At 48.9% G+C, this 13,440-nt stretch carries 11 protein-coding genes; 2 read left to right on the forward strand and 9 right to left on the reverse strand.

The genetic code is table 11. From position 1 onward, the window contains the following. Positions 1 to 221 precede the first annotated feature (221 nt). Positions 222 to 923 carry a LytR/AlgR family response regulator transcription factor gene (locus ACFQY8_RS06780; protein WP_377939130.1) on the reverse strand — a complete coding sequence of 234 codons (702 nt, stop codon included), beginning with the start codon at positions 921 to 923 and terminating at the stop codon, positions 222 to 224. Between the two features lie 187 nt (positions 924 to 1,110). Here ACFQY8_RS06780 and ACFQY8_RS06785 point away from each other — a divergent pair, with 187 nt between their 5' ends. Both ACFQY8_RS06785 and ACFQY8_RS06790 read left to right on the forward strand, forming a co-directional pair. Then, the gene (locus tag ACFQY8_RS06785; protein WP_377939131.1) at positions 1,111 to 4,086 is read left to right on the forward strand and encodes a glycoside hydrolase family 3 C-terminal domain-containing protein; all 2,976 of its coding nucleotides are present in this window, start codon (positions 1,111 to 1,113) and stop codon (positions 4,084 to 4,086) included. A 399-nt stretch (positions 4,087 to 4,485) separates the two neighbouring features. After that, positions 4,486 to 5,409, forward strand: a complete 924-nt coding sequence (locus ACFQY8_RS06790; protein WP_377939132.1) for an acyl-CoA thioesterase — start codon at positions 4,486 to 4,488, stop codon at positions 5,407 to 5,409. 103 nt (positions 5,410 to 5,512) lie between these two features. Here ACFQY8_RS06790 and ACFQY8_RS06795 read toward each other — a convergent pair whose 3' ends face one another. From ACFQY8_RS06795 to tilS, 8 genes are all read right to left on the reverse strand, one after another. After that, positions 5,513 to 6,505, reverse strand: coding sequence for a hypothetical protein (locus ACFQY8_RS06795; RefSeq protein ID WP_377939133.1), 993 nt, complete (start codon positions 6,503 to 6,505; stop codon positions 5,513 to 5,515). Next, a complete protein-coding gene (locus ACFQY8_RS06800; RefSeq protein WP_377939134.1) occupies positions 6,502 to 6,966 on the reverse strand; it encodes a DUF3180 domain-containing protein in 465 nt (154 codons plus the stop codon). Before ACFQY8_RS06800 ends, ACFQY8_RS06795 begins: the two co-directional genes overlap by 4 nt. Beyond that, entirely contained in the window at positions 6,963 to 7,952 is a 990-nt protein-coding gene (folK, locus tag ACFQY8_RS06805; protein ID WP_377939135.1) for a 2-amino-4-hydroxy-6-hydroxymethyldihydropteridine diphosphokinase, read from the reverse strand. Before folK ends, ACFQY8_RS06800 begins: the two co-directional genes overlap by 4 nt. Positions 7,953 to 7,963: 11 nt before the next feature. Further along, entirely contained in the window at positions 7,964 to 8,884 is a 921-nt protein-coding gene (folP, locus tag ACFQY8_RS06810) for a dihydropteroate synthase (protein WP_377939136.1), read from the reverse strand. Positions 8,885 to 8,968: 84 nt separating this feature from the next. Continuing rightward, the gene (gene folE, locus ACFQY8_RS06815; protein ID WP_377939137.1) at positions 8,969 to 9,544 is read right to left on the reverse strand and encodes a GTP cyclohydrolase I FolE; all 576 of its coding nucleotides are present in this window, start codon (positions 9,542 to 9,544) and stop codon (positions 8,969 to 8,971) included. Between the two features lie 2 nt (positions 9,545 to 9,546). Further along, positions 9,547 to 11,769 carry an ATP-dependent zinc metalloprotease FtsH gene (ftsH, locus tag ACFQY8_RS06820; RefSeq protein WP_377939138.1) on the reverse strand — a complete coding sequence of 741 codons (2,223 nt, stop codon included), beginning with the start codon at positions 11,767 to 11,769 and terminating at the stop codon, positions 9,547 to 9,549. Between the two features lie 6 nt (positions 11,770 to 11,775). Next, a complete protein-coding gene (gene hpt / locus ACFQY8_RS06825) occupies positions 11,776 to 12,333 on the reverse strand; it encodes a hypoxanthine phosphoribosyltransferase (RefSeq protein ID WP_377939139.1) in 558 nt (185 codons plus the stop codon). 1 nt (position 12,334) lies between these two features. Further along, entirely contained in the window at positions 12,335 to 13,402 is a 1,068-nt protein-coding gene (tilS, locus tag ACFQY8_RS06830; RefSeq protein ID WP_377939140.1) for a tRNA lysidine(34) synthetase TilS, read from the reverse strand. Positions 13,403 to 13,440: the final 38 nt, after the last annotated feature.

Below are 13,440 nucleotides of genomic sequence, written 5' to 3' on the forward strand. Positions count from 1 at the left end.
GGCAAAAAGAGTATATAGACTTCTTCACTCCCTAGAAAAAACTTACCTGATAGAATTTCAACTAAAAGATAAATTGCTAAAACGCATAGATATATAAGTGCGGCAATTACTTTCGGCTTTATCCCGCGCTTCACCGTATTCTTCCTCGATACGATAAGCACAGCGCATAATATTTCAAAGGGAAAACCTAAAAAATCTAAAACCATGAATCAGATACATCCTTATGCACGGGCATGAAAATCAAGCAGACTCTGTGCCACATCATGTTTTTTTGACCTCGAGACATGCACCATGTCGCCTTGAATGTCAATGTCTCCTTCAGCAGCATCAAAGCGCGAAACCTTCGCCATATTCACTATTGCAAATCGACTCACTTCAATAAAATCGAAATTCTTTAAGTCACGAAAAACAGCGCTCAAGCTCTTCCACGCACGATACACACCATGCGTTGTGTGATAGTACGACATGTGAGAGCGAACCTCAATGTAGTTAATCTCCGAAGTAGAAAGATACACCGTGCCATCAGTCGTATCAACAGCGATGCTAGCCCCCTTACGGCTGTGAAGAATGCGGATAACCTTATGCCATGCAAGAGCAAAAGACCGCTCAGAAATAGGTTTCACCAAATAACTCGCTGCATCAACTTCGTAACCTGCCACAGCATATTGAGCCATACGCGTGGTGAAAACAATGATGACCTCCTCATCAATCTCACGAATTTTCCGCGCGGTCTCCATACCATCAAGCCCTGGCATTTCAATGTCAAGAAGGATGACGTCAAAAGGTATGCTATGCAGGTGCTGAGCAAGAAAGTCACTGCCAGAGGAGAAAGTGCTCATATGAGCAGAATTATCGTGGGCCTGCACAAGTGCACAAGTTACATCTAACTCATGCTGGACATCATCGATGATGGCAACGCGCATTCTACTCTCCTTACTCTTTCACCATACACTACGCGTAAGGATTTTACGATTCATGCCGTTTGCCCTCATATAGACCATTCAGGAAAAACATCACGCCATTCAAGACACCAAGGCGTTTATATGAGTATGTTTTTGTACATTGAATTTATCTCAGCGTAAGTGAGATAAAGAGAATCAAAGGAGAAAAATGGCTGACAAAGTTGTGAAGCCAAGCAAGAAACGTTTGCCGACGCGCAACGGTTTCTTCCTAGCAATTTGGATTCCAATCACCGCTATAATCGCTGTGATTGCTATCGCATTCTTCTCAGTATTAAATTATGCGAGCGGTGCTGTAGATGTTGCAGTCGGCGGTGGCACTTTTACTGCAAAGAACGGCGCAAATGCGAAGGGCGCGAACTTAGATTATTACCCTAAGAAGCATAAGAACCTTCAAGAAGCGATGGATGCTTCCGGAAAAGTTACCCAGCGCATCGCTGACGAGGGCATGGTTTTGCTCAAAAATGACGGCACGCTACCTATGACATCCAAGGGCAAGATCACTTTGCTTGGCCGTGGTGCAGCCGACCCACTTTACGGCGGTACTGGTTCTGGACACGCAGATACATCAACCGCGATTAATATCAAGCAAGGTCTAGAAAAAGCTGGCTTTAAGGTGAATGAAACCGTCTATAAGCAGCTTGATAAGTTTGCTAAAGCACACCCAGCGTCCAAGAATGGCCGCATCAACATTAGCTTCGGCCTCAATGGCGGCTCTACATTCCACATTGGTGAAATGCCTGTTGATCAGTATACCGATGCTCAGAAGGCATCCTTTGCCCAGTACAATGATGCTGCTGTCGTCGTCATCGGTCGTACAGGTGGCGAAGGCGAAGATCTCGTGACTGACATGAAGAAGTGGGATAAGAACTACACTCCTGGTCAGCATTCCCTCGAACTGAACAAAGACGAAAAAGACCAGATTGCTCTTGCTGAACAGAACTTCTCGAAGATCATTGTCATCGTTAACTCCTCTCAACCAATTGAAATGGGCGAGCTCAACGATGATCCAAAGATCAACGCAATCGTTGATTCTGGTACTCCTGGTGCGACCGGCTTCCTCTCTCTCGGCGAGATTTTCGCTGGCGAGCTCAACCCTTCCGGTCATACTGTTGACACCTGGGCACGTGATTTCACCAAGGATCCAACCTTCGTGAACATCGGTTCGAACGAATACACCAACTCAGGCACCGGCTCTCGCAAGTCTTACTTCGTGAACTATGAAGAAGGTATCTACTCCGGCTATCGCTACTACGAAACTGCAGCAGCAGAAAACTTCATCAACTACGATGAAGCAGTAGTGTATCCATTCGGCTACGGCTTGTCTTATACAACTTTCGACTGGTCTAACCCACGCTACACCGTTGATCAAAAGGCGGGAAAAATTAATGTATCCGTCGACGTTACAAATACAGGTAGTGTTGCGGGCAAGGATGTAGTTGAGCTCTATTACAGCGCGCCTTACACTCGTGACGGTATCGAGAAGTCTGCTGTCGATTTGGGTAACTTTGCTAAGACCAAGCTTTTGCAGCCTGGTGAAACGCAGAAGATTTCTACTTCCGTCGACATCGAAAACATGGCATCGTATGATTACAAGAATGCGAAAGCATATGTGCTCGAGTCTGGAGACTATACGCTGTCTCTGCGCACAAATTCTCACACCGTTAAGCAAGGCGTAGACACCTTTAATTACAACGTTCCAACCACTATTACATACAGTGGAAAGAATCATCGTAAGAGCGACAAGAAGGCAGTAACGAACCAGTTTGAAGAGCTTAACAAGGTCTTTGAGTCTGGAAAGAAAACCATTATGAGTCGCGCTGATTTCGCTGGCACTTTCCCTAAGGCTCCAGATGCTCAGGACAAGACTGCATCCCCAGAGCTTCTCAAGAAGCTTCATAATTATGAAACGAATGTGACCGGCTCCACTGCTGCACAGCGCGAAGCAAAGAATATCGGCCATGCACTGACGATGCCTACTACAAATCAGCAGACTAAGATTCAGCTTTCTGAAATGCGTGGCCTTGCATATAACGATCCAAAGTGGAACAAGTTCCTTGACCAGCTCACCGTCAAGGACATGATCAATATGATTGATGATGGTGCTTACGCAACGGACGCTGTAGCACGTGTAGGCAAGCCTCGTACAGTTGATTTCGACGGCCCTGCAGGTTTCAGCTCCTTCATCAATGGCATTCATGGTTCTGCGTTCCCTACCGAAACACTCATTGCATCGACATGGAATCGTGACCTTGCTCATGATATGGGCGACGCGCTCGGCGAGGAATCACTTCAGCTTGGTATCCACGGTTGGTATGGTCCTACCGCAAACATGCACCGTAGCCCATTCGCTGGTCGTAACTTCGAGAATTACTCGGAAGACCCAACGTTGACCGGTGAATTTGCCACTGCTACTGTAAGTGCTGCAATGAACCGCGGCGTCATCGTCTTCATGAAGCACTTCGCTTTGAACGATCAGGAGCAAAACCGTCAGGCAAACGGTTTGGACACATGGGCAGACGAGCAAACCATTCGCGAAGTTTACTTGAAGCCATTTGAAATTGTTGTCAAGAACGCAAAGGCAAATCTCAAGTATCAGGCGCAGGATGGCTCTATCAAAACAAGCACCATCGGTCTTAACGGCTTGATGAGCTCCTATAACCGTGTAGGCGGTACTTGGGCAGGCGGAAATTACACCTTGCAGACGGAAATTCTGCGCAACGAGTGGGGCTTCCATGGCGCAGTCATCACCGACTTTGCTACGGTTGCGACCCCTTACATGGTTCCTATGCAGGGCGTCGCTGCGGGTACTGATATTCAGCTCACCTGGCGCATTATGCAACAGTTCAAGGATACGGACAACCCAGTAGCAGGCTACTTCTTGCGCAAGGCTGCTCACAATGTGATGTATGCGACAGCAAACTCCAATGCTTTGAACGGTTACGCGTATGGCGCTGGCACTACATGGCATGCACCATGGTGGCGCTGGGTACAGTGGATTGTTACAGCAGTTCTCGCTCTCATCGTACTTCTGCTTATTGTGTGGATGGTGCGCCGCGTTCGTCGCGTAAGCCCAATCCGCAAGGCATGGAGCGAAGAGCAGAAAGCTGTCAAAAATGCACAGTAACATTTAGGCAGCACTTCTTCCATAGCTGACCTAGTACAGCTTACTGTTCTGCGCATTAGGTTGCATCACAGGGGATTCTCAATTTTTTGGGAGTCCCCCTTTGTTGTATTGTCCATTCTCAGCTTTTTCTCAGGTTTTCCTGCGGGTGTCTCTCAGAAAAGTGCAGTTATATATAAATCAACGCAAGGAAATAACCACACAGGAACCTGACGTTTCACATGAAACATACGGACGCTGAGCTGGCTCAATTCCCCGAGATAACTTAATCCCTTCTTCTCTCTTTCTCTCTAGCCGCAATCTTCGGGTTGCGGCTTTCTCTTTGCTGTGGATTCTCGTTGTGCTCGTTTCATCAGCATATCTATTGCGCCACTGCGCACCCCGCCCACTAAAATAGTTTTCATGACAGAAAAGAATTCTCCATCCCCTATCGAGCGCATCGTCGACGTGCTCTCATTGCGTGAACCTACAACAGACGAATCACGACCACAGTACACTTTCATTGACGGTGAGTCCATGTATTTCCCCACCGGCCGCGTCTACGGTGGTCAGGTTATTGCTCAGTCAGTTATCGCAGCTAGCAAAACTGTCGAAAACCGGTTGCCACACTCAATTCACGGCTATTTCATTAGCGCGGGTGACATCAATCAGGATGTTCATTTCGATGTAGAAAATCTGCGCGATGGTCGTTCGTTCTCCAGCCGACGTGTCAACGTCACTCAAGACGATGGCGCGATTCTCACTGCCATCGCCAGCTTCCAAACTCCTGGTCAAAACGGCATTGATTTTGCCGATCCAATGCCAGAAAACGTACCTGAACCGCGCAAACTTACGAGCGCGCAGGAGCTTATGCAGCCATTTGCCGAGCACTCGCCTTTTGCCGCTTTTTATGCGAATCAGTCACCATTTGACATTCGTCACGTGACGAAGACGGTCATGCTCGGAGCGCCACACAAAGATTCTGATGCTGCTCAGTCAGACTCGGGAGCGCAGATGGTGTGGATGAAGGCGAATGGCACTGCTCACGTCAATCAGACCATGCACCGGGCGCTGCTGGCACTGGGCTGCGACCAAATTATGATGGAGCCAATCATTCGCCGTGCAGGCTTGAGCTTTATGACACCTGGCATGAGTTATGCAACGATTGACCACTCGATGTGGTGGTATCGCGATGTTGATGTCAACAATTGGCATCTTTATGTTCAAGATACGCCAACAGCCGCTCACGGTCGCGGATTGAGTATTGCCAAAGTTTATGACACGGAAGGCAACCTTGTCGCTGCTATGACTCAGGAAGCCATGGTGCGCGTGCCGCAATTCGAGTAACCAGTAAGATAAATCCTTGGAACTTTCAGTGAAAACGTTCCAAGGATTTACTTTTTAAGCACGATAAAGCTGAGAAGCTCTCAATGCATGCTCACGAGTCGATTTAAAGCATCGCCTGCTTTTCAAGCATGTTTGCAAGATGTAACACTGTGCCCGTCGACGCCGCAGGAATGTATGCAGGATCGTCAGTTTCAAGTGCAAGGTTCGGCACGATGTGTGCCTCCACTAATGTGTCTCGCTCAATTTCATTAATCTTTCCAGCATTGTCACGAATCCACGAAATAAATGATGCGTCATCAGGGAAAACAAGCATATTGGAATCAGCTGCAAGTGCCGCAATCTCGCCATATGCCGGGTAGTCAAGATTCAAGCTGACTGAATTCTGCTGCTTTTCGATGATTGCGAGTGCCTTGTCATCGCCCGCACTACGTTCGCTCATATACTCCCACAATGCCGAAATAGAACGGATTGCGACAAACGGATCTTTGCGCGGATTTGATCGCGAGAAAACGTTCAAGACAAACCACGCCTCAGGATTGGCACTCACATTCTTGAATGCCTGATTTTTCTTCCAATTGTGAGTTTTACGTACCTCTACAATTGGCTCGGTAACCGATTGCGCTAACGCAGTTGCTACGTGCTTTTCCAGTTTCATCCACAAGCTGCGCGCATCCTTAAAACGACGAGCATTGCCCGAACCATCAGCAGCCACGCGAGCAGCACGCTGTGCCAAATTCTTCATGCTCACGAGTGAATAATCATGCGCATTTGCAGATGCACTCTCAGATGTTCGCTGTGTGTCAGTAGACGGAGCTGCCGATACAGTTGACGCACCAGTTGCATCAAGCCCAAGCACTTCCCACGCTTTGTCTGCTGTTGCAGCGTGGGCATTCGCATCGGCGAGCGCGAGTATGTCTACGAAGAGATTCGCGCGGTTGAGCGCATAGCGGTCTGTGCCGAGCGGATACTGTTCTTCTGGCGCATACACATGAGCAAATTGCCACTGCGCAGCTCGCTTACCAGCTGGTACTACGAGCAACCACAATTCAATGTTCTTCGGCGCATCATCCCTGATACGCAGTTGGAAATGTGTCATGCTTTTTTCTCCTTACCTTCAGATGGCGGAAGCATACACCAGTACTCACTAATAATTCCAAGAATAATATCGATGATACATACCAGCACAGCAGCACCGGTATGCCACGCAATATCCTCAAAATACGGTATATCCAATTTCTGCACAGCAATGACGAACGCACCGGCATACCAGCCAGCCAGGAGGGATCCTGTAAGACCTAAAGCCTTCGCCATAATCAGTGTATTCACGCTGCGTTGAGGAGCCATCGTGGTGATCTTACCTGTCGCAAATCTGTGCACTTGCCACGCAGACCATGCAATCACTAAACCCACTGCAATCATGCTTGCAGTCAGATACCACGGTGCACTAACCATTGCGCTGCCGTGTTGGATACTCCACGTGTTGATATTCAGACCGAAGAGGAAAGCGATGACCGAGCACTCTATATAATGCCACCACGGAGTTCGTCTCGCTTTCACACGTCACCTCCTAGAATCCAGTTGTCAGAAATTTTCTCCACGTACTGTGCATCTGGAGCTTCATTGACGAGTTGAGCCACATCTGCGCCATGTGGGCCGGCAAGCACTGCGCCCGGATTGATATCAAGCCACGGCTTTAGCACGAATGCCCGCTGCCATGCGCGAGGGTGCGGCAACGTAATGTCAGGGTCATTATTTTCCACTCCGTCATAGTCAATAATATCTAAATCGAGTGGACGCGAATCCCAATGTACTTCGCGCGTGCGTCCATGCGCCGCTTCAATCATCATGAGCGCATTCAACAACTGCTGAGGATCCATAACCGTTGTCAACTCTACTACGGCATTGGTAAAGTCTGGAACGTCCTGTGCAGCAACTCCCCATGGCTTAGTCGTGTAGAGCGCCGAGATTCCTGTAATCTGATTTCCCGGAATCGCATCCATTGCTACGATTGCAGCGCGCAATGTTTGAGGAACATCGCCGATATTGCCTCCGAGCCCTATAACAGCAGTGTGTATTTTTGGTTCATCAGCGTGGTCGGCCCTCTCTTTGTTCACAGTTGAGTCTTTATGCAGTTTTGCAGCGTAAAGTGATGCCTCTGTTGGCACTTTGTCGTCGTCATCATAGCCTGTCTGCAAGCGCTCAATAGTCACGCTGACATCACCAAAATCAGCATCAATAGGAGCTTGTGGCTTATGAACAGTGACGATAGTTTTCTTCACCCTCCACGAGAGCAAAATGCTGTCTGCTATACGCTGTGCCAACCGCTCGATAAGATCGCAATGTTCGCCTTTAATGATTGACACGATGCGGTCTGCAATCTGCGCATAGCTGACCGTATCTGCTAAATCATCGCTGCGGCTTGCGTCAGACAAATCAAGATACATCACAGCGTCCACAACAAATGGCTGAGGCTCGCTATGCTCGAAATCAAGAACACCATGAGTACCGAGAGCAGTTACTCCGGTAAGTTTAATTGAATCCACACTGCTCTCCTCTACACCTGTTGTGCTCTCAACCGTTTCATCACAGCCACCGCTTCTACTGCCGCCCGATTTCTGCGTACACCATGAACACGCACTGCCCATGCGCCACGTTCTGCTGCTAGAACGGTCAATGCTTCGGTCATATTGTCAAGATCTGCTTCACTAACTAAATCAAGTCCAGCATCTTGCACAAGCGAAGAAACGAACCTCTTGCGGGAAGCACCAATGAGCACTGGGTAACCAAGCTGTGCAAACTTTTCTATCTGCCCAATAATTGGCATATTATGATTGACAGTTGGTTTAGAAAAGCCCAAGCCTGGATCGCTCACGATACGTTCGACTGGTACACCACGTGCAATAACATTATCAATCTGCGATTTAAGCTCCGTGAAGGTATCCTCGACTACTCCACCGTCGTATACAGAGGTATCACGATCTGCGAGTTTGTCGTTTTGCCCAGCACTACCCTGAGCCGTGCCAAGCCACGCACGCCAATGCTGAACGATGTATAAGCAATCCGACTGCGCCACTACATCCACAAGTTCAGGGTCAAGCTGACCTCCAGAGACATCATTGATAATGTGAGCACCAGCTTTTAATGCCGCATCTGCCACAGCTGCGCGCGTTGTATCAACGCTCAATGCGATGTCTGGAAACTGCGTATGAATGCGCCGAACAGCGAGCACAACGCGCTCTTTCTCTACTTGTTCAGGCACACGAACAGCACCCGGACGAGTGGATTCTGCGCCGATGTCAATGATGTCAGCGCCGTCTGTAACCATTCGTTCGGCATGAGCGAAGGCGTTATCCGGATTAAGATAGCGTCCACCGTCTGAGAAAGAATCCTCGGTAATATTGAGCACGCCCATGACAAGAGTACGCTCGCTGTTCGTCACGCGGTCAAGTACTGCTTGTCTCTCATTGTCTACCATTGGATTCTTCCTTCTTTTCACTCGACATTTCACTCTGGTGGTTTTCTCTTGGCGCGGTGGGAATATCTCCACGAACACCACTCTTTAGCGTGTCTGCAAAATCAGCTGCATTGCTTCTGCTCGTGTAGCCGGATCGCGCATAATACCTCGCATAGCCGAGGTAATTGTACGCGCTTGAGACTTCTTGATTCCACGCATAGACATGCACAAGTGCTCGCAGTCAGTAACCACAATCACACCGCGGGCGTGAAGTTCGTTGACCAATGCATCAGCGATTTGGTGCGTCAGCCGCTCCTGAACTTGTGGTCTGCGGGCATACACGTCTACAAGGCGTGCAAGCTTCGATAAGCCCACAACCTCATTCTTATCGGGAATATATCCGATGTGTGCCAAACCATGGAAAGGCAACAGATGATGCTCACACACCGAGTACAACTCAATGTCGCGCACCAGTACCATTTCCTCAGTGTCTACAGTAAAGCGCTTGGCAAGCACATCTTTCGGGTTTTGATTCAAGCCTGCAAAAAGTTCACGGCTTGCGCGCGCAATACGGTCTGGCGTTTCCTGTAATCCTTCGCGATCGGGATCTTCACCGATAGATTGCAAGAAGAGGCGCACAGCGTGGCGCACCCCTTCTTCATCATATGCTCCGTGAGTCATTTCTACTCTTCCTGAGAACGCACACCGTACTCAGGCTGGTCGCCTTCTGCACGTGACTCGATAGAATTCTGAGTATTCTGTTCGCCATCAGCGCCCTCACCAGCTAAAGTGTTGTGAGATTCATTCTGCACGGTTGCATCCACTGCCACTGTGGACTTGAAATCCTTTGGGATTTCAACAGGCGGCAACTCGGAAACTGTACGGTCAGGAGCAGAAAGCCACTGATTGCGCTCAGGAGCCTTCTGCAGCTTGGAGAAGATTTCTGCAAGCTCTTGAGCATTCAAAGTTTCTTTTTCGAGCAGCTGGCGTACAAGCTCATCGAGTACGTCGCGGTTGCGCATCACGATGTCATACGCTTCCTGATGAGCAGTCTCCACAAGCTTCAAAACCTCATCATCGATAATCTGTGCAGTGCGCTCAGAATACTTGCGAGGCTGCAAGCCATCCAGACCACCCTCATTGCTCTCATCATTCCACTTGATAGCGCCAAGCTTGTCAGAGAAACCGAATTCTACTACCATTCGGCGAGCGATGTTCGTAGCCTTCTCAATATCATTGGACGCGCCAGTGGTTGGATCATGGAAGACCACTTCTTCGGCCACACGACCGCCCATCGCATAAGCCATCTGGTCGAGAAGCTCATTGCGGGACTGGCTGAAACGATCTTCAGTAGGCATAACCGCCGTATAGCCGAGAGCACGCCCACGAGGCAAAATCGTTACCTTGGTTACCGGATCTGTATGATGCAAAGCCGCGGCAACCATTGCATGACCACCCTCATGATATGCAGTATTACGCAACTCTTCCAGAGCCATTCCGTTACTACGGCGACGAGGACCACTCATCACGCGGTCGATTGCTTCGTCAATTGCGCGCGAGTCGATGAGATCTGCGTCAGAACGCGCTGTCAGCAATGCTGCTTCATTGAGCACATTAGCCAGATCAGCACCGGTGTAGCCAGGAGTTCGCACTGCTACGGCATGCAAGTCCACATCTGGAGCAAATGGTTTGCCCTTTGCATGGACCTTCAAGGTGTCCTCGCGGCCCTTCAAATCTGGAGCTTCCACTGCCACCTGGCGATCGAATCGACCTGGTCGGGTCAAAGCAGAATCGAGTACATCCGGACGGTTCGTTGCCGCAATGATGATGACATTTGTTTCATTGTCAAAGCCATCCATCTCCACAAGCAACGCATTCAAAGTTTGTTCACCTGCGCCACCGCCATTCGCAGCGGCAGAGGAACGACGGCGACCCATTGCATCAATCTCATCGATGAAGATAATTGCTGGAGCGTTCTTTTTTGCTTCCTCAAACAGTTCGCGTACGCGAGATGCGCCGAGGCCTACAAAGACCTCTTCAAAATCAGAACCAGCCATCGAGTAGAACGGAACGCTTGCTTCACCTGCGATTGCACGAGCGAGCAAAGTCTTACCAGTTCCCGGAGGACCATAGAGAAGCAAACCGTTAGGAATGCGAGCTCCCAAACGACGATACTTGGACGGATCTTTGAGGAAGTCCTTGATTTCCTCAACCTCTGTCACTGCAGCATCTTCGCCGGCGACATCTTCAAACTTCGTGTTAGGAACTTTCGCCTCGGTCAAACGGTTGTTCTTATTCCCACCTGGGAGACCGAGCATACCGCCTGCGCCATCCATGCGTGAGAAAATCCACCACATCATGGCGAAAAGCAAGATGATAGGAAGTAAGCTCTGGAGGATTGCCATCCATATACTACTCTGTTGGAGAGTTATGGTATAGCCATTCTTAATATTGCTTTTTTCAAGAAGTTTGACTACTTCGGAGTACTGTCCCATAGAGAAGTAGAACTGAACTTTCTTGCCATAATTCTTCGTACTCTTTGCACCATTTGCGCTAGTTTTTGTCTTCTTGAAATCGTCTTTCAAAGTCAACTGTGCAGATTGGGTATTATCAGTAATCTTTGCATACGTTGCTTTACCAGAACGAATCAGCTCAAGACCATCTTTCGTGTCAATAGACTGAGCGGAATTTGTCTGGTTGACGAAGAAGAAGACACCGATGAGTAGCGCAGCGATAACGACGACCCACGTCCACGGACGCTGCCACCACCGTGGTTTATCTCCTGACCCTTGTGGGCCCGACTGTGGTCCGTTCTGAGGACTCGAGCCGTTACCACGAGAATTGCCCGCAGCACCTTTTCCAGAATCTGAATGCGATGGAGAGAATGGATTATTATTGTCAGTCATATAAACCTACTTACCCTGATACACGGCAGGATTGAGAACTGCAATGGAGTCAAGATTGCGATACTGTTCGTTATAGTCCAAGCCGAAGCCTACAACGAATTCATCAGGAATAGTAAAACCTTGATACTTAACATTGACGTCAGCGACGCGACGAGCTGGCTTTTCGAGCAATGCGAATACTTCAACAGACGCGGCTCCACGATTTTTCAGTTCTTTAACGAGCCACGCGAGCGTTAAACCAGAATCAATAATATCTTCCACGATTAAAACGTGGCGTCCTTTAACGTCCACACTCAAATCTTGACGAACTGTAACCGTGCCCGAAGTCTGCGTACCTGCACCGTAAGATGACAAGCTCATAAAATCAATCTGAACTGGGATACTCACTGCCTGTGAGAATGCGGCCATGGTATTAAATGCGCCCTTGAGAACTGCCACAAACAATGGATTTTTATCCTCATAGTCCGTAGAAACTTGACGGGCTACTTCATTGATTCTGTCGTGAAGCTGCGCTCGAGTCAAGAGTTCGGACTTGATGTCATCGCGTACGTCTGAAATTTGCATATTACCTATCTTTCCATAACTGAATGACGTCATACACCTTGTTTGCATACAGCGCAGAAGTGAGCTGAATCAATTTCTTCTTTTGGTCTAGTTCACTCAGCTGAATAATATCTGAAAGCATACTCGCCGTTGGCTTGATGTCCATCAATTCAATAGCACGCGCAATAACCCGCCGCTGAATGGCTGTAGTAAACTTCACCAGCGGACGTATTTTTACTTCATACTGGCCATTTTTCACACGTATAATTGCTGAAAACGCTTCATCTACTGCATTCTCAATGATGTCCATATCCTCACGATTGCGCTGAGCCGATTGTGCGAGAAGCTTTCGTATATCACGCCCCACGACACGGCTCAATTCTGGAATGACATCATGGCGTAGTTTCGATCGAAGAGGAAAATCTTGCGGCAACTTTTCGCTACGTGGCACTCCGTCCCCGTTTGTCGGATCGTCCCAGTACTCAAGATTAAGTTCGTGACACGCTGCCGTAGTATCCTCACGAGTCAATTCCAAGAATGGCCGCACAAGAGAAATACCGTCAAACTGTGTAAAGGTATCCATCCCCGTGAGCGCCTCAAACCGTGGATTACGCAAAAGTTGAATGAGCATAGTTTCTGCAACGTCGTCACTGGTATGCGCGACAAGTATGCATCGAGCATTTTCCTCCTGTGCTACGTGGATAAGCGCCTGATACCTAGCATTTCTAGCATCAGCTTCAAGGCCAGCGCGCGTACGCTCCACGTCGACATCGATGACGCGCACAAAGTCGCACCCTACGCGCGTGCATTGCTCCCGCGCACGAGCAGCTACTTCAGCGGAGTTCTCTTGAAGTTGATGATTGACGATGACAGCACCCACACGAACATCGCCCGTGCTGCCGTGGCTGCCAAGTTCGCCGTGGTATGCAGCACATGTCGCAGCTACTAGGGCAAGGGAGTCACGACCTCCGGAGCATGCAACGAGCACTGTCTCCTGCGTTTCTCTCATTCTCTTCGCTGTCTGAGACTCCAGCTCATCAGCGAGAGTCTTCGTCACGAGATGCACGCATCGTGAAAAAAGTTCAGACATTTTGTGTTTACCTTCACACTTACTCTCAGTAATCTTCG

Origin of the sequence: Alloscardovia venturai (assembly GCF_042676605.1) — a bacterium.
GTDB classification, from domain to species: Bacteria; Actinomycetota; Actinomycetes; order Actinomycetales; family Bifidobacteriaceae; genus Alloscardovia; species Alloscardovia venturai.

Bases quoted from the DNA above. Each gene is read 5' to 3' on its own strand.
- ACFQY8_RS06780 (WP_377939130.1), bottom strand. From the start codon at position 923: ATGCGCGTTGCCATCATCGATGATGTCCAGCATGAGTTAGATGTAACT.
- ACFQY8_RS06785 (WP_377939131.1), top strand. From the start codon at position 1,111: ATGGCTGACAAAGTTGTGAAGCCAAGCAAGAAACGTTTGCCGACGCGC.
- ACFQY8_RS06790 (WP_377939132.1), top strand. From the start codon at position 4,486: ATGACAGAAAAGAATTCTCCATCCCCTATCGAGCGCATCGTCGACGTG.
- ACFQY8_RS06795 (WP_377939133.1), bottom strand. From the start codon at position 6,505: ATGACACATTTCCAACTGCGTATCAGGGATGATGCGCCGAAGAACATT.
- folP (WP_377939136.1), bottom strand. From the start codon at position 8,884: ATGGTAGACAATGAGAGACAAGCAGTACTTGACCGCGTGACGAACAGC.
- folE (WP_377939137.1), bottom strand. From the start codon at position 9,544: ATGACTCACGGAGCATATGATGAAGAAGGGGTGCGCCACGCTGTGCGC.
- ftsH (WP_377939138.1), bottom strand. From the start codon at position 11,769: ATGACTGACAATAATAATCCATTCTCTCCATCGCATTCAGATTCTGGA.
- hpt (WP_377939139.1), bottom strand. From the start codon at position 12,333: ATGCAAATTTCAGACGTACGCGATGACATCAAGTCCGAACTCTTGACT.
- tilS (WP_377939140.1), bottom strand. From the start codon at position 13,402: ATGTCTGAACTTTTTTCACGATGCGTGCATCTCGTGACGAAGACTCTC.